The following is a 16,354-nucleotide window of genomic DNA, read 5'->3' on the forward strand; positions in this document are numbered from 1 at the left end:
GCGGCATGAACAAGTGGATACGGGGAACCAATGCGACTGTATTATCGATTGCCGTTATCGGCATTTTCATCGTTCTGACGATCTTCCTTCATTCGTTGAAGGGCTTCCAGCTCGATCTGACCAAGAACAAGAATTTCACACTTTCCGAGCAAACGGTGACGACGCTCAAGAAGCTGGATAAGGACGTTCATATCATCGCTTTTACTAACAGCGCGGATAACAGTGACTTTATCACCCGTCAAGTAACGGATATGGCGGCTGAGTATAAGAAGCAAAGCAGCAAAATTACCTTTGATCAGTACGATATGCTGAAAGAGCCTTCGATGGCGAAGCAGTATGGCGTGGATCAAGGCGGGACGCTCGTTTTTGAGATGGGCGACAAAAAGCAAAACGTCAACTATTATGAAATGTTTAACGGTCAGCAGGACGGCTCCTACACGTTTACAGGTGAAGAGAAGTTCACACAAGCGATTACGAGTTTGACTTCGACGGAAAAGCACACCGTTTATATCATGTCCGGGCATAATGAATACCCGCTCAGTGCGATGACGATTCTGAGAAGCAGCCTGGAAGGCGCTAACTATGTGGTCAAGGATCTTAATCTGTATGTGGCTGGCAAAATTCCGGATGACGCTGAGATGATCATGCTCCTTGGGCCGCAGAACGATTTGAGCGACAAGGAAACCGAGCTGATCAATGTGTATTTGAAAGATAAAGGCAAAATCTATATTGCTTTAGGCTTCAATAAAGACATGGCAACCAAATGGAAAAATATCGATTCTATTATGAGCACATATGGCATTCAGGATCAGCATGCGGTGGCTATTGAACCTAAGCAAACGTCGCTGTACGATCCGCTCACGATAATTCCTGAGTACGGTTCGCACGATATTACGAACAAGCTTTCGAGCAATAACCTGGTGACCCTGCTGTCGCTTGCGGTGAGTTTGAATGCTGACGAGAATGCCGCTGCGGATTGGACGAAGTCGCTGCTTTTGAAGACGACGGACAAAGCGTACGGTGAGACCGATATTAACCTGTTGGCGCAATCCAAGACCAAACAGGACGCAAACGATGTCAAAGGGCCGCTTAACTTGGGCTATGCGATCTCCAGCAAAGATAACAAGCCGAAGGCTGTCATCTTAGGCGGATCGACCTTTGTGCTGGATCAGGATATTCAAAGCCAAGGTAATAAAGATTTTGCCCTGAACAGTATCGGTTGGCTGCAAGAGCAAAAAGACCAAGTGACGATTCGTCCACGCCAAGGAGATGCTTACCAACAGGCATTGATTACGCCTGGCCAAGCGAATACGATTTTCTTGCTGACAGTTGTCTTCTTCCCGCTCTTGTTCCTGGTTATCGGCGGATTGATCTGGTGGAGGAGGAGAAGAGGATGAAACGGTTTATTCCGACTATTCTGTTAGTCGTCATTTGTATAGGGGCATTCTGGTATGCTTCGAGCAAGGACTTCTTCCGGGAGAAACAAGATGAACCGAAAGCTCTTCTTACGTTGAAGCAGGAAGATGTACAGTCCTTGAGCCTGCAAGGGGCGGATCAGCCAGTGGAGCTGAGCCGCAGCAGCAGCGGCACGGGCTGGGAGATGAAGCAGCCTGCGGCAGCGCCGGTCAACGAGAATCTGGTGAATAACTGGTTGGATGCTTTGGGTTTGGTGAATCAAGAGAAAGTCGTCGAGCCGCAAGCGGCAGATTTGGCGAAATACGGCTTGGATAAACCGGCGCAGACTTATGCGGTCACGATGAAGGACGGCTCCAAAAGAGCGCTAAAAGTCGGTGCACCCCTTCCAATTCAAGGGTACTCCTATGCGATGGTAGACGGTTCACCGGCGGTTTATCAGGTCAGCGAGCAGTCATTGGCTGCGCTGATGAAGACGCCTGTTGATTTTGCGCAGACGAGCCCGGTTGCCTTTGATAATGACAAGGTCCAGAGTGTCAAAGTCACTTGGAAAGGGCAAACCTGGACGTTGACCAAAACGGATAAGGATAAAGTAACCGCTGATGCGAACTGGAAGCTTGGCGATAAAGAGTTGAAAGGCAGCGAAGCGAGTCCGCTGCTCGATCAGTTGACGTTCCTGCATACGGCACAACTGCCGCAGCCTGCGGCACAAAAGCCGACGGCTGGCGGAGAGCTTAAGGTAGAGCTTGGCTTATCTGCCGATGGCAAAGATACAACCGAAGTATATGAAGGCAAGTTGAGTGAAGACCAAGTGTGGCTTGCTAAGCAAGGCGGGGAGTGGGCATTCGCACTCACGGTGGATGATGTGCAAAAGATGGCCGACGCATTTGCTGGCAAGCAGCCGCAGCCTGCCTCTTAATCGAAAGAACCGTTCTTCAGCGTAACGATTGCGCTGCAGGGGCGGTTCTTTTTTTACATCTACATAAAACGGAATAAATTGGTAAAACTATAGGGTAGCAAAGGGAAAGGAGGGGTTACATACACATGTACAATCAAGGAAACCAATCAATTTCCGGCAAAGAACTGTCGTACATCTCGGATTGCCTGAAAAATGAGGAGCTACTTACGAAGCTTTGCGTGCAAGGCGCGGTAGAATGCCAAAGCCCGACTTTAAAACAAACACTGACTCATTTATCTCAGGAGCGTTTGCAAAACATCAGTACGCTGATGAACACGCTGCAGCAGCATTCCGGCATGACCCATTAATCGCACAGACATTAGGGAGGTGTATGAAGTGTATCAACAAAATGCATATCAACAACAGCAGGAACAGCAGCCGGAGGTTGGCTTCCAAGAAGAGGATTTGGCATACTTCGTCCTCTCCGAGCTGAAACGCTCGGCTCGCGAGTACACTACGGCCGCTTTGGAGGCGTCGAACCCTCAGGTTCGGCAAACGTTCCAATCGCTTGTTCAGAAAACATTGCAAGATCAAGCCACTGTCTTTCAAGAAATCCAAAAGCTGGGCAACTATGAAATCCAGCCGGCATCCCAACAGCAGCTATCCCATGAGATGCAAAAACAAAGCCAATGCGCAACCAAGCTGCATGCCTTCGTGCAGCAAAACTTGAACCAAGCGAGCAGCGCCAGCGGCTATCAGCAGCAGATGATGGCTCAACAGCAGTCCCAACAACAATCTCAGCAGCAATCGCAAACGCAGCACCAAGCTATGTATCAGCCGCCTCCTACCATTAGCGCATCCGCTTATCCAAATGCGGTCTATAACCAGGAGTTTTCGCAAAGCCTGACCAACACGCATAACCAGCAGCAGGCTTACGGCGGCATGCAGGGCCAAAGCTACGCGGATCGCGGCGGCTATCAAGACCACAGCTATGGTCAAGTGCAGAGCTATTCCACGGCAGGACATGCTGCTTCCGAAAGCACCGGTTTAACCGGCAGAGGGTCATCCGGCACAGGAATGACTGTTCGTAGACAGTACGGCGGCGGAAAATACAGCTTCTAATATCCAAGACGCTCGGCCAATTGGCAGTGAGCGTCTTTTTTTGCGCTTATTAAAATTTTCTAAATATTTTTCTAATAAGTAGTGTCGGATTGTATAAGATTCCATAGTCGTTCTGCAATATTTAAAAACACAGGTTGTCAATTAATATCACAAGCAGTTGACATTAACTAACGAAGGAAAGGATCCAGCGAAGGGGGGGGTTCCATTGATCTCATTTCAACAAGTAGAGAAGCATTACGGCGATTTTCATGTGCTCAAAGGAATCAATCTTCAAATTAAGCAAGGCGAGGTCGTTGTCGTTGTGGGTCCATCGGGCTCGGGCAAGAGCACTATGCTCCGCTGCATCAATCGCTTGGAGGCGATTACTAGCGGTGAGCTGATCGTAGGCGACTACAGAGTGAGCGATAAGAAGATCAATATTAATGAAATGCGCAGAGATATCGGGATGGTCTTCCAGCATTTTAATCTGTATCCCCACAAGAAGGTCATTGATAATATCACGTTGGCACCGATGAAGGTGCGCGGTATGGCGAAGAAGGAAGCGGAAGAGATCGCCATGTTTTATCTGGAAAAGGTAGGAATTGGGGATAAAGCGGATCGTTATCCATCCCAATTGTCAGGCGGCCAGCAGCAGCGTGTCGCGATCGCGAGAGGGTTGGCAATGAAGCCGAAGATCATGCTGTTTGACGAGCCTACCTCGGCACTGGATCCGGAAATGGTCGGCGAAGTACTCGACGTTATGAAGGCGTTGGCGCACGAGGGAATGACGATGGTCGTCGTGACGCATGAGATGGGCTTTGCCCGCGAGGTGGCGGATCGCGTTGTTTTTATGGATCAGGGGCAGATCGTCGAAGAGTCGCCGCCTGAGGCGTTCTTCTCCAATCCTCGTGAGGAGAGGGCAAGACTGTTTTTAAATCGGGTCCTACATCATTAAATATATAAGAGGGGAGCAATGATCAATGATTACTAAGAAATGGATGGTAAGCTGCTTTGCGTTTATGTTGGCTATGGTGTTCGTTTTATCCGGGTGTGGAAAAACGGCTCAAACAGGGGGCGGCGCGGCGAGTGCGCCAGCGGGCAGTCCTGCGGCAAGCAGTGCGCCAAGTGGAACAACGGCAGCAGGCGGAGGCTCAGCTCTCGATGAGATTAAGAAGAGAGGCAAGCTGGTCGTAGGCGTCAAATATGACACGAAACTGTTCGGTTTGAAAAATCCGACTGGCGGTGAAGTGGAAGGCTTCGATATTGATATTGCCAAGGCGCTGGCCAAAGAAATACTCGGCGACGAGAAAAAGATCGAGCTGAAGGAAGTCACTTCCAAAACTCGCATTCCGATGCTCGACAACAAAGAAATTGACATGATTATTGCGACAATGACCATTACGGATGAGCGTAAGAAGCAGGTGGAATTCTCGGACGTTTACTTCAAGGCCGGCCAATCGTTGCTTGTGAAGAAAGGCAGCCCGATTAAGAGCATCGCGGACATCAAGAAGGGGACCAAGGTTTTGGCGGTAAAAGGCTCGACCTCTGTTATCAACATTAAAGCCAAATCCCCAGACGCTACCGTACTGGAATTTGACAACTACCAAGACGCGTTCAGCGCATTGAAGGCAGGTCAAGGCGATACGCTGACAACGGATAATGCCATCTTATACGGCATGATGGCCCAGGATAAGAACTACGAAGTGGTCGGTGAGCCATTCACAGATGAGCCTTACGGCATTGCGATGAAAAAAGGCGAGACGGCACTGCAAGGCACGGTGAATGAAGCATTGAAGAAGCTGCAATCGAACGGTGCGTATAAAAAGATCTACGAAAAATGGATTGGCCAATCGCCATCCTAACGAAATCCAAGATGGGTGGCTGCCGCCACCCATCTTCTATATAGGAGGGGGAACGTATGCCGGATTTCTCGATTTTTACTGACTATTTCCCGATCTACATGAAGGGCTTCGGCAATACCATTGTTGCCAGCATCATCGCTTTGATCGGCAGCTTTGCCTTGGGCACGATCATTGCCGTATTCCGCATCTCGTCGGTAAAGCCGCTGAACTGGATCGGTACCGCCTATGTGGAGTTTATTCGGAATATTCCGCTGCTGCTCGTCGTGTTTGTCTTTTTCTACGGGCTGCCATCCGTGGGCATCACGCTGAGCGGTTTCGTCTGTGGAACCGTAGGATTGACCGTATACACAGCGTCTTTTATCGCGGAGGCGATCCGGGCCGGCATCATGTCGGTACCCAAAGGGCAGTCGGAGGCGGCACGAGCCTCAGGCCTAACCTACATGCAAACGATGTGGCATGTTGTATTGCCGCAAGCCGTCAAAATTGTAATACCGCCGCTAAGCAACCAGTTTATCAACCTCGTGAAAAACTCGTCAGTGCTCGGCGTGTTTGCCGGTTTTGATCTGATGTACTTCGGCGACCAGATTGCCAGCGAGACGTATGCGACATTTGACACGTATGTTTTTGTCGCTTTGCTTTATCTCGTGCTGACGCTTCCACTGAGCTACCTGGCACTGCGTCTGGAACGCAAGCTGGCGCAGACGGCATAGTAAACACGAATTGGACGCAGGAGGTGAACGAATGGATATCATACATGCTTTTTCGCCGGATAACATCAGATTTATCTTTGAAGGCTTTTATATGACGCTGAAAGTAGCCTTGATCTCAATTATATTGAGTTTCGTGGTGGGCTGTATCGTGGGTACGATTCGTTACACGAAGCTGCCTGTGATATCCCCGATCCTAGGGGTGCTCGTGGAGCTTCTTCGTAACTTGCCGTTATTGTTGATCATCTTTTTTGCAAGATTCGCCCTGCCGGACATTGGGATTAAGCTCGGTGTTGTCAATTCGGCCATTGTGGCGTTAACTTTATTTGAAGGCGCGATGATCGCCGAGATCGTCCGAAGCGGGTTGAGCTCCGTTGATAAAGGGCAGATTGAAGCGGCCCGTTCCTCAGGTCTGAGCTATATGCAAACGCTGTGGCACATTGTGCTTCCGCAAGGGCTTCGCCGGATGGTGCCGCCGCTTGTGAGCCAGTTCATCTCTCTGCTCAAGGATACGTCCCTAGCTGTGGTGATTTCACTCGGCGAGCTGATGCATCATGCCAAAATCGTCATCGGACAAAGCTACAGCTATACGATTCCGATTTTGCTGCTGGTCGCAATTTTATACTTCGCAGTCAATTACGTGCTATCCTTGGCGACCCGCAGACTGGAGACCAAGTTGGTTTAAGTGAAATATGAAGAAGTCCCTATGAAAAATGCCCCAGCATGCTTTACAATAGTTTTACAATCTGGGGGTGCGAGAATGGGGCGCTTGCGTAACGAAGGTCTGCAAATGTTGTTGGTGGCGGTCGTGACGGCCATCGCCGGAGAGTTCAAAATCACGCCTTTCAGCGGCGAAGTGTTTCGAATCGGGCTGGGCAGCAGCGCCTTTCTTCTCTGCCTGCTTTTAATGCGGCATCTGCCGTATGTGTATTCAGGGCTGCTTACTGGGGTAACAGTGCTGGTGTTCCGAATGCTGGAGGATCTGATCATCTCATTAGGTACAGCCTCTATAGCTGACAGCGTTTTGTCACATTTGTCATCATCCATTTACTATATCGTCTTCGGACTGGCGATGAGCCGGATTAAAGATAAGTGGCATGATTTTCACCCTTTTGTCATGGGGATATGCATTGCTGCCATTGACTTGGTGTCCAATGAAGCCGAGCTGCTGGCACGCAGTCTCATCCTTCACTCCCCCTACTTGTATTCGGACCGCTTGGCGCTGATTGCCATTACGGCGATTGTCCGAAGTTATTTCGTTGTCGGCATCTACAGCAGTGTGACGGTCAGCCAGATGCGGGTGCTGCACAGCGAGCAGAAGAAGCGTCTGGAGCAGATGCTGAGCACCAACAGCGGCTTGTACGGGGAAGTTTTTTACTTGCGGAAATCGATGGATACGATCGAGCAAATTACGGCGAAAAGCCACAACTTATATGAGGAAGTTAATAGTGCGGGGCTGAAAAGCTATTCGCGCTCCATGCTGGACATTACACAGCAGATTCATGAAGTGAAAAAGGATTCTCAACGCATCCTCGCGGGTCTGTTAAAGCTGTTCGATCGGGATATCGCCTCGCAGATGAAGCTGGCAGAGGTCGTAGATTTTGCAATACGCTCCAATAGCAGTTACAGCGCGATGCTTGGCAAACGGATCGAATTTCGCAGCGATATCCGAATGGACTACATGACAGATCATTACATTCCGCTGCTCACCATGCTCAACAACCTTGTATCGAATGCAGTGGAAGCGATTGAGGGGCAGGGCGAGATTACAATTCGCGTCTACGAGCATAGCGCTGAGACCGTAATGACTGTGTCCGATACGGGAGAAGGCATTGCCGATCAAGACCGGAACATGATATACGAGCCGGGGTTTACGACGAAATTCAACCAAGAGGGATTCGCTGCCACAGGCATAGGCCTCTCTCATGTTCGGGATATTGTCCGCGATCTGGGAGGGGACATTCATCTGCAGTCCGGGGGAGCCAGCTTCCCGACTACTTTTGTTATCACACTGCCCACCGATACGTTGAAAAAAGGAGAGTAAAGACATGCTTTCATTCGGAATTGTCGACGATGATGCAGTGAGCAGGCTAATGCTGCAAACGATTATTGAAAAAGGCGGGCTTGGCGAAGTTGTGGCAACGGCCCAAAGCGGCACCGAAGGGGAAAAGGTCCTCCTGGAGACGGCACCGGATGTCGTCGTCATTGATTTGCTCATGCCTGAGCAGGACGGGATTGAAACGATCATTCGTCTCAAGGATCAAGGTTTTCAAGGGAAATATGTGATGATTTCGCAGATTGAGAACAAAGAGATGATCGGCAAAGCTTATCAGGCCGGCGTTGAGTTTTATATCCAGAAGCCGATTAACAAGATTGAAGTGGAAGCTGTGCTGTCCAAAGTCAACGAGCAGTGGAATATTAGCCGGTCCTTGCGTGAAATCAAGGAGTCGCTAACAAAGCTGAATCTGCTGAACATGGGGGGCATGGAGAGTACGCGCAAAAAACGCAGTGCCCGTGAGATCCTGCAGCCGATTTTCATGGATATGGGCATTGTCGGGGATAGTGGTAGCAGGGATTTAATGGAAATCATTGAATATCTGACACGGCATCATAAAGCGGACGGCATTCCGCCGCTGAAGGAGCTCTACGAGACGGCGGCTCGCGCCCATAAGATGAGTGGTGCGGACGTCGAGAAGGAAGGCAAAGCCGTCGAACAGCGGATTCGAAGGACGGTTATGGCAGCATTGACCAATATTGCCAGTATCGGGCTGACGGATTATAGCAATCCGAAGTTCGAGCATTATGCTCCGCTCTATTTTGAATTCCAGGATGTGCGGCTGAAGATGAAGGAAATCGATGAGCAGGAGAAACAAGAGAAATGTAAGGTTAACATCAAAAAGTTTTTACAAGTGCTTTATTTGGAAGTAACGGATAAACTGCGAAGCGAACAGTAATCGCGTTCCGAATTTGTCCTGCATCGTGATCAGAATCATGGCATGGAAGCGGCTTGTCACTCATATATAAGGAACAAAGGATGTCCATTTGTCCAAACTTATCCGAAAAGGGTGTGTGAGAAGCCATGAACCAAAAGTGGGTATACGGAACAGCTTCCTTGCTGCTATTAGGTGCTCTGACAACGGCATGCGGGTCGAAGGACGAAGTCAGCGTGACAGGGGCCAAAGCAGGCGCAGGGATAGCGACTAGAACGACGCAAACGGCTGAAAGTAGCATTAAGACGACGATCTCCTCCGGCGCGAAGCCAGCGATTGATGCGAATTTTACAGTGGATGGCCGCAACGCAACGATTACGTACACGACGAGCAATTTTATGATCACGGATTACAAGGATCAGAGTAACCAAAAGAACGTGCAAGGCCAAGGGCATCTCCATCTCTATGTGGACGGCAAGCAAAAAGCTATGCTGACCACCACAGGACCCGTGAAGCTGACCAATTTGGCTGCGGGCAAGCACGAAATTAAGCTGGAGCTGCAGCAAAATGATCATACCGATATCAATGTTGAAAAAATCCTCAACATTGAAGTGAAATAAAACGAACAAATGTTTGTATGGGCGTGAAAATATAAGACCGGATGAAGTCAGGTCGTAAGAAGATCATATTACCCATAAAGACGGGCTATTAGCCCGTCTTTTGTCATTTGACACGTCTGAATGCGTAGCATAGACTGTTGGTAGTATGCGTTATGGACGCTTAATCGGAGGGAAACCATTGATCGTAGATATAAGCAAGTGGAAGCATGTGTTTAAGTTGGATCCGGATCGGGAGATATCCGATGAGGCGCTCGATCGGCTGTGCCGATCCGGTACCGATGGCATTATGGTAGGCGGCTCGACCGGTGTTACCTTCGACAATACTGTAGACCTCTTAGCACGGATTCGCCAATATGAAGTTCCCTGTGTACTGGAAGTTTCCAATCAGGAGGCCATCGTGCCTGGCTTCGATTTATTTTTGATTCCCGTTGTGCTGAATGCGAATGACCCGCAGTGGGTTGTGGGCCAACATCATGAAGCGCTTAAAGAATATGGCGCCATTATGAATTGGGACGAGATTATACCGGAAGGCTACATTATCTTGAACGGTGATGCAGCCGCTGCGAAGCTGACATCGGCGCGCACGGATGTGGATGCCAAGGACGTAGCGGCCTATGCCCGTATGGCGGACAAGCTGTTCAAGATGCCGCTTGTGTATGTGGAGTACAGCGGAGCTTTTGGCGATATGGAGCTGGTTCGCCGTACACGCGGCGTTCTGGAGCATGCCCGACTGTTTTATGGCGGGGGCATCGATACGATCGAGAAAGCTCAGCAAGCCGCTGAGGCAGCCGACACCATCGTGGTGGGCAATATTATTTACAGTGATCTGGAGCGGGCGCTGCAGACCGTGAACTTTGATAGAACAGGAAGGTAACCTAGAACTATGAACGAAACGGTAAATATTTTAGACGCGATCAAAAGGCTGAATCCGCAGCAGCGCAAAGCTGTTGAGGCGGTGGACGGTCCGCTTCTGATTATGGCCGGAGCCGGCTCCGGCAAGACGCGCGTGCTGACGCACCGCATCGCTTATTTGATCGGCACCCGCAAGGCGGCGCCGTGGAGCATTCTGGCTATTACGTTTACGAATAAAGCAGCGCGAGAAATGCAGGAGCGGGTCGGCAAGCTGGTAGGCGGAGCCGGAAGCGATATTTGGGTATCGACGTTTCACTCGATGTGCGTCCGTATTTTGCGCAGAGACATTACACGGATTGGCTTTACGTCTAATTTTACGATTCTCGATTCCGGCGATCAGCTGTCTGTCATTAGAGCGTGCTGCAAAGAGCTCAACATTGACACCAAGAAATTCGAGCCCAAGGCATTCCAAGCCGAAATCAGCACGGCCAAAAATGAATTGATCACTCCGCAGCAATACGAAAACAAGATCGGCGATTATTTTCAGGGACTTACAGCGAAGATTTATGCGCTTTATCAGAAAAAGCTGCGAAGCAACAACTCGCTCGATTTTGATGATTTAATCATGGCGACGATTCAACTATTCAAAGAAGTGCCTGAAGTTCTGGACTTTTACCAAAATAAATTTCAATACATTCATGTCGATGAGTATCAGGATACGAACCGTGCCCAGTATATGCTGTGCCGAATGCTAGCGGAAAAGCATAAACGTCTGTGCGTCGTCGGGGATAGCGACCAGTCCATCTACCGTTGGCGCGGAGCGGATATTACGAATATTTTGAACTTCGAAGAAGATTACCCGAATGCAACAACGATTCTGCTTGAGCAGAACTACCGTTCGACCTCCAATATTTTGCAAGCTGCCAACAAAGTGATCGGCAACAATACCGGCCGCAAGCCTAAGAACTTGTGGACGGACAAAGAAGGCGGCAACGCCATTAAGATGTACCAAGCCGACTCGGAGCACGAAGAAGGTTACTTCATTACCAATGAGATCAATAAGAATAAGTCCAAAGGGAAAAAATTCGCCGATCATGCGATCCTGTACCGAACCAATGCGCAGTCGCGGGTCATCGAGGAAATTTTGATCAAATCGGACATTCCGTATACAATCGTCGGCGGCGTGAAGTTCTATGACCGCAAAGAGATTAAGGACATTCTGGCCTATCTGCGCCTGATCTCCAATCCTGACGATGACATCAGCTTGTCGCGGATCGTAAACGTGCCGAAGCGGGGCATCGGCGATACGACCATGGATAAGGTAGCCGATATGGCGGGACGCCGGGGGATTTCGATCTTTGCCATGCTGGCGGAAGTTGACGCGCTTGAAATTACGGGCAAAGCCAAAAACGCTTTGGCCGATTTCCGGGAAATGATTGATAACTTGAACCGCATGGTCGAATACTTGTCTGTGACCGAGTTAACGGAGAAAATGCTCGAGATGTCGCAATATCGCATGGAATTGCAGCGCGAGAACACGATTGAATCCAAAGCGCGGTTAGAGAACATCGAAGAGTTCTTGTCCGTGACCATGGATTTCGAGAAGCGCAACGAAGATAAATCGTTGGTTTCGTTCTTGACTGATCTGGCGCTCATCGCCGATATCGATACGATGGACAAGGATGCGGACGAAGACGAGAAGGATTCTGTGGTCCTGATGACCATGCACAGCGCCAAAGGCCTGGAATTTCCGGTTGTCTTCATCATCGGTATGGAAGAGGGCGTCTTCCCGCACAGCCGCGCCTTCTCGGACAACGATGAGCTGGAAGAAGAGCGCCGCCTCGCCTACGTAGGCATTACGCGCGCCGAGGAAGAGCTCTTCCTCACGTGCGCCCGCATGCGCACGCTCTTCGGCCGCACCGCCGCTAACGCGCCATCGCGTTTCCTCGCCGAGATTCCGCAGGAACTCGTCGAGAACGTTTCGATGGGCAGCATCGGCGGTGGAGGCTATGGCCGAGCTGGCCGCAGCAGCTCGTGGGGCAACAGTGGCGGCAGCAGCTTCGGCGCTGCCGGCAGTTCAGCGAGCCGCACCACCGGCGGCTCTGCCTGGGGCACGCCGTCCTCCTTTGGCAGGACGGCTTCGAGCGGGGCGGCTGCGCCAAGCGCCGCAGCTCCTGCTAAGCCGGCGGCGTTTCGGGCGCCTCAGCCCGCCGCCGGCGGAGCGGTGCCGGACTATAAAGCCGGCGACAAAGTGTCGCACGGCAAATGGGGCACCGGCACCGTCGTCTCTGTCAAAGGCTCGGGTGATGACACCGAGCTGCAGATTGCTTTCCCGGCGCCTGTCGGGCTGAAGCGCCTGCTTGCGAAATTTGCGCCGATTAATAAAGAATCTTAAACGTCCAATAGAGAGGAAGAGCCCGTAATGACAGATGCCATCACGGCAATGAAAACCCTCATCCAAGAAATTAACAAGCATAATTACAACTATTACACGCTGGATAAGCCGACAATTACCGACCAAGAATGGGATGCTTTGTACGACCGGCTCGTCGCGCTGGAGAAGGAGACAGGGGCGACCCTGCCTTCTTCGCCGACACAGCGTGTAGGCGGCGAGATTCTCAAAGGTTTTGAACCGCACCGCCATCTTGCCCGTCTCTGGAGCTTGGACAAGGCGCAAAATGCCGAAGATCTGCAAGCGTGGCATACGCGCGTATTGAAGCTGATCGCAGACTACAACAGCAAGAACCCGGATCAGCCGCTGCCTGACCCGTCTTATGTTGTAGAGCTGAAGTTTGACGGCTTGACGCTGAATCTGACCTATGAACGCGGTCAACTGGTTCAGGCTTCGACCCGGGGGACCGGTATCGTTGGCGAGGGCATTTTGGCCCAAGTCAAAACGATCAAATCCATCCCGCTGGAAATCCCGTATGATCAAGGTACGATCGAGGTGCAGGGGGAAGGCGTCATGTTTCTTTCTGTGCTGGAAGCTTACAATCAGACGGCCGCAGAACCGCTCAAAAACGCTCGTAACGCCGCTGCAGGAGCGCTTCGCAACTTGAATCCAAAACTGACTGCCGATCGTAAGTTGAACGCCTTCTTTTACAATGTCGGCTACTCTGACAATATTCAGTTCGCGAACCATGCGGATATGGTGCAGTTTCTGCGGGACAATCATTTTAAAATCAGTGAGCGCACGCGATTCTTTTCAAATATGGAAGACGTGACTGCCGAGCTGGAACGCATCGCCGAAGAGCGCAGCAGCTTTGACTTTTTAATTGACGGTAGCGTGATTAAAATTACGGACATGCGCACGCGCGAAGTGCTGGGTTACACGGAGAAGTTCCCGCGCTGGGCGATTGCTTACAAGTTTGAAGCAGAAGAAGCGATGACGACGCTGCAGAGCGTTTCTTGGGAAGTGGGCCGAACTGGCAAGATCACGCCGCTGGCGCGTGTAGAAGCCGTAGAGCTAGCAGGTGTGACCGTGCAAAACTGTACGCTGAACAACATCGGCGACATTGAGCGCAAGAACCTTAAGCATGCCTTGGGCAGCCTTGTGTACATTCGTCGTTCCAACGATGTCATTCCGGAAATTCTCGGCAAGGTTACGGATGAGAACGACGGGGAAGAAATCGTGTACCCGACGCATTGTCCGTCCTGCGGCAGCGAGCTCGAAATGCGCGGCGCGCATTTGTTTTGCAACAACCGCTTGGGCTGCAGCCCGCAGCTTGTGGGGAGAATTGCGCACTTTGCCTCGCGCGATGCGATGGATATCGAATCCTTCAGTGAAGCGACAGCTTCACAGCTGCATCAAGAGCTGGGTGTCCGCGATCCTGCCGACTTGTACACCCTTCAATTCGAAGACCTTGTCAAGTTGGTGCGCTTCGGGGACAAAAAGGCGCGGAATCTGCTTGACGCCCTGGACAAGAGCAAGACTCGCGACTTGGCTTCGTTCCTCTACGCCCTCGGCATTCCGAACTCGGGCAAAACGACGACGAAGGTACTCGCCGATCATTACCGCAGCCTGGCGAAGCTGATGGAGGCTACGCCGGAGGAGCTGATTACGCTGCCGGATATCGGCGGCATTGTCGCGGATAGCATCTATACGTTTTTCCGTGATCCGGTTATGGTTTCGAGCATCGAACGGATGCTCGCCTCCGGGGTCAGTCCGGTTGCTGAGGAACCTGCGGTCATTCAGGCAAGCCCGGACAACCCGTTTTTCGGCAAAACGGTCGTTCTTACTGGCACGCTGAGCACAATGGGCCGCGACGAATGTGCCAAAAAGCTTGAGGCGCTCGGCGCCAAGGTGACCGGCAGCGTTTCGAAGAAAACGGATATTGTCATTGCGGGCGAAAGCGCCGGCAGTAAGCTGACAAAGGCCCGAGACTTGGGTATTCGAATTATCGAAGATGAACAAGAGCTGCTTCAATTGCTTGGAGAAGCCTAGAAGGAGTGAAGCGCCATGCCAAAGTATCTTCATATCGTGAACGGAGACGTCTTTGCTGAGAAGCTTCGTGCATCGGGCATACCAGGCGATATTTTGGTATGGCGCGAATCTTTATATGAAGGACCTGTCGGACTGCAAATGTCTGACTGTGTCCTTTTGTCATTTAGAGCTCAATATATGAATCGCCGTTATGGCATTCCGATGGCGCATTTTATAACCAATACAATGGAGCAAGAGCGTGCTCTTGAGCACGTTTCTTCAGATATAGATGAAGTCGTTCTGTGGTTTGAGCATGATTTGTACGATCAGCTTATGCTTTGCTATTTGCTGTACCGGCTTTCAGGGTTGGTCAATCAAACGCATTACAGCCTCTCTCTGCTCTCGATCAATCACTTTCCGGGGATTGCACGTTTCTTTGGGCTTGGTCAGCTGTCCGCCGATCAAGTGCATCAGCTGCAAGGGACGTGGAAGCCTGTTACAGCGGAACAAATGAAGCTGACCCGGCGCGTATGGAGGGCTTACGTAGGAGAGGATCCATCTTCTATGAATGAATTGCTGGATGCCGATCTGTCAGCATTGCCATTTCTAAAGGATGCGCTTGAAGTCTATCTAGGTCGATTCCCATCCGAGCAAAACGGCCTATCGGCAGTGCAGCAGTATACACTTGAGCTATTAGAAGAGAGAGATTATTCAGGCGGTGAGCTCTTTGGTCAGGTTAGCCAAAAATTTATGGATTATGGCTTGGGTGATTTACAGTTCTGGGGCATATTGAAATCCATGATCCTTTGTCATGTACCGCTTATTCGCGTTGCAGCTGGAGATAATCAATTTATTTCCGACAAGGTGTTCGCGGATAGTCGGCTCCTAAGTGGACTTGTGCAACTTACAGAGGAAGGACGAAGTGTTCTTGGCTATGAACGCGACCACATCCTTATGAATGGGGTTGATGAGTGGATTGGCGGTGTCCATCTGCAAGGAAACCAGGTGATTTGGCGCAGAAATGCCTCAACCATGCGGCTTGTCAGGTTGTCAGATTATGGGTGAAAAAACATGCTTGCATTTTGTTTTTAAAGCTGATAATATATGTACTTGTCACCGCAAGAGCGACACATTAACGCTTTAAACGGAGGACGTAAGCTCCTTGAAAACTGAACAAATGAGTGAAATAATCAGCAAGTCACGCAAGTGACTTTAAAAGAGATTAACAATCTCGTCAGCTTTAAATGAGCTATTCAGATTCATCCTTTTTGGAGAGTTTGATCCTGGCTCAGGACGAACGCTGGCGGCGTGCCTAATACATGCAAGTCGAGCGGTCCCTTCGGGGATAGCGGCGGACGGGTGAGTAACACGTAGGCAACCTGCCTGTAAGACTGGGATAACTATCGGAAACGATAGCTAAGACCGGATAGCTGGTTCTCTCGCATGAGAGAATCATGAAACACGGGGCAACCTGTGGCTTACAGATGGGCCTGCGGCGCATTAGCTAGTTGGTGAGGTAACGGCTCACCAAGGCGACGATGCGTAGCC

General features: G+C 50.6%; 15 protein-coding genes and 1 rRNA gene. All 16 read left to right on the plus strand.

Annotated features, from left to right (window positions below; all coding sequences use genetic code 11):
* Nucleotides 1-5 precede the first annotated feature (5 nt).
* Nucleotides 6-1,397: a GldG family protein gene (locus O9139_RS25675; RefSeq protein ID WP_270884609.1), complete on the plus strand. Its 1,392-nt coding sequence runs from the start codon at nucleotides 6-8 to the stop codon at nucleotides 1,395-1,397.
* Nucleotides 1,394-2,332, plus strand: a complete 939-nt coding sequence (locus tag O9139_RS25680; protein ID WP_270884610.1) for a DUF4340 domain-containing protein — start codon at nucleotides 1,394-1,396, stop codon at nucleotides 2,330-2,332. The genes O9139_RS25675 and O9139_RS25680 overlap by 4 nt, the downstream gene beginning before the upstream one ends.
* Nucleotides 2,333-2,457: 125 nt before the next feature.
* Nucleotides 2,458-2,679: a hypothetical protein gene (locus O9139_RS25685; protein WP_270884611.1), complete on the plus strand. Its 222-nt coding sequence runs from the start codon at nucleotides 2,458-2,460 to the stop codon at nucleotides 2,677-2,679.
* 28 nt (nucleotides 2,680-2,707) lie between these two features.
* Nucleotides 2,708-3,433, plus strand: coding sequence for a spore coat protein (locus tag O9139_RS25690; protein ID WP_270884612.1), 726 nt, complete (start codon nucleotides 2,708-2,710; stop codon nucleotides 3,431-3,433).
* Between the two features lie 205 nt (nucleotides 3,434-3,638).
* Nucleotides 3,639-4,367, plus strand: coding sequence for an amino acid ABC transporter ATP-binding protein (locus tag O9139_RS25695; protein WP_270884613.1), 729 nt, complete (start codon nucleotides 3,639-3,641; stop codon nucleotides 4,365-4,367).
* Nucleotides 4,368-4,392: 25 nt separating this feature from the next.
* Nucleotides 4,393-5,274 carry a glutamate ABC transporter substrate-binding protein gene (locus O9139_RS25700; protein ID WP_270884614.1) on the plus strand — a complete coding sequence of 294 codons (882 nt, stop codon included), beginning with the start codon at nucleotides 4,393-4,395 and terminating at the stop codon, nucleotides 5,272-5,274.
* Between the two features lie 56 nt (nucleotides 5,275-5,330).
* Complete coding sequence (locus O9139_RS25705) at nucleotides 5,331-5,984, plus strand: amino acid ABC transporter permease (RefSeq protein WP_270884615.1); 654 nt, start codon at nucleotides 5,331-5,333, stop codon at nucleotides 5,982-5,984.
* Nucleotides 5,985-6,015: 31 nt separating this feature from the next.
* The gene (locus O9139_RS25710; RefSeq protein WP_270884616.1) at nucleotides 6,016-6,666 is read left to right on the plus strand and encodes an amino acid ABC transporter permease; all 651 of its coding nucleotides are present in this window, start codon (nucleotides 6,016-6,018) and stop codon (nucleotides 6,664-6,666) included.
* A 75-nt stretch (nucleotides 6,667-6,741) separates the two neighbouring features.
* Nucleotides 6,742-8,025, plus strand: coding sequence for a sensor histidine kinase (locus O9139_RS25715; protein WP_270884617.1), 1,284 nt, complete (start codon nucleotides 6,742-6,744; stop codon nucleotides 8,023-8,025).
* 4 nt (nucleotides 8,026-8,029) lie between these two features.
* Nucleotides 8,030-8,935, plus strand: a complete 906-nt coding sequence (locus tag O9139_RS25720) for a response regulator (RefSeq protein ID WP_270884618.1) — start codon at nucleotides 8,030-8,032, stop codon at nucleotides 8,933-8,935.
* A gap of 125 nt (nucleotides 8,936-9,060) precedes the next feature.
* Nucleotides 9,061-9,531: a DUF6130 family protein gene (locus O9139_RS25725; RefSeq protein WP_270884619.1), complete on the plus strand. Its 471-nt coding sequence runs from the start codon at nucleotides 9,061-9,063 to the stop codon at nucleotides 9,529-9,531.
* Between the two features lie 178 nt (nucleotides 9,532-9,709).
* A complete protein-coding gene (pcrB, locus tag O9139_RS25730) occupies nucleotides 9,710-10,405 on the plus strand; it encodes a heptaprenylglyceryl phosphate synthase (protein ID WP_270884620.1) in 696 nt (231 codons plus the stop codon).
* A gap of 9 nt (nucleotides 10,406-10,414) precedes the next feature.
* Nucleotides 10,415-12,778 (plus strand): DNA helicase PcrA, encoded by a 2,364-nt coding sequence (pcrA, locus tag O9139_RS25735; RefSeq protein WP_270884621.1) that lies wholly within the window; start codon nucleotides 10,415-10,417, stop codon nucleotides 12,776-12,778.
* Between the two features lie 27 nt (nucleotides 12,779-12,805).
* On the plus strand, nucleotides 12,806-14,827 hold the full coding sequence (gene ligA / locus O9139_RS25740) for an NAD-dependent DNA ligase LigA (RefSeq protein ID WP_270884622.1): 2,022 nt from the start codon (nucleotides 12,806-12,808) through the stop codon (nucleotides 14,825-14,827).
* Between the two features lie 15 nt (nucleotides 14,828-14,842).
* The gene (locus O9139_RS25745) at nucleotides 14,843-15,871 is read left to right on the plus strand and encodes a DUF1835 domain-containing protein (RefSeq protein WP_270884623.1); all 1,029 of its coding nucleotides are present in this window, start codon (nucleotides 14,843-14,845) and stop codon (nucleotides 15,869-15,871) included.
* 200 nt (nucleotides 15,872-16,071) lie between these two features.
* A 16S ribosomal RNA gene (locus O9139_RS25750) occupies nucleotides 16,072-16,354 on the plus strand; the annotation flags it as partial.

It is taken from the genome of Paenibacillus aestuarii (assembly GCF_027789125.1).
Classification (GTDB): Bacteria; Bacillota; Bacilli; order Paenibacillales; family NBRC-103111; genus Paenibacillus_E; species Paenibacillus_E aestuarii.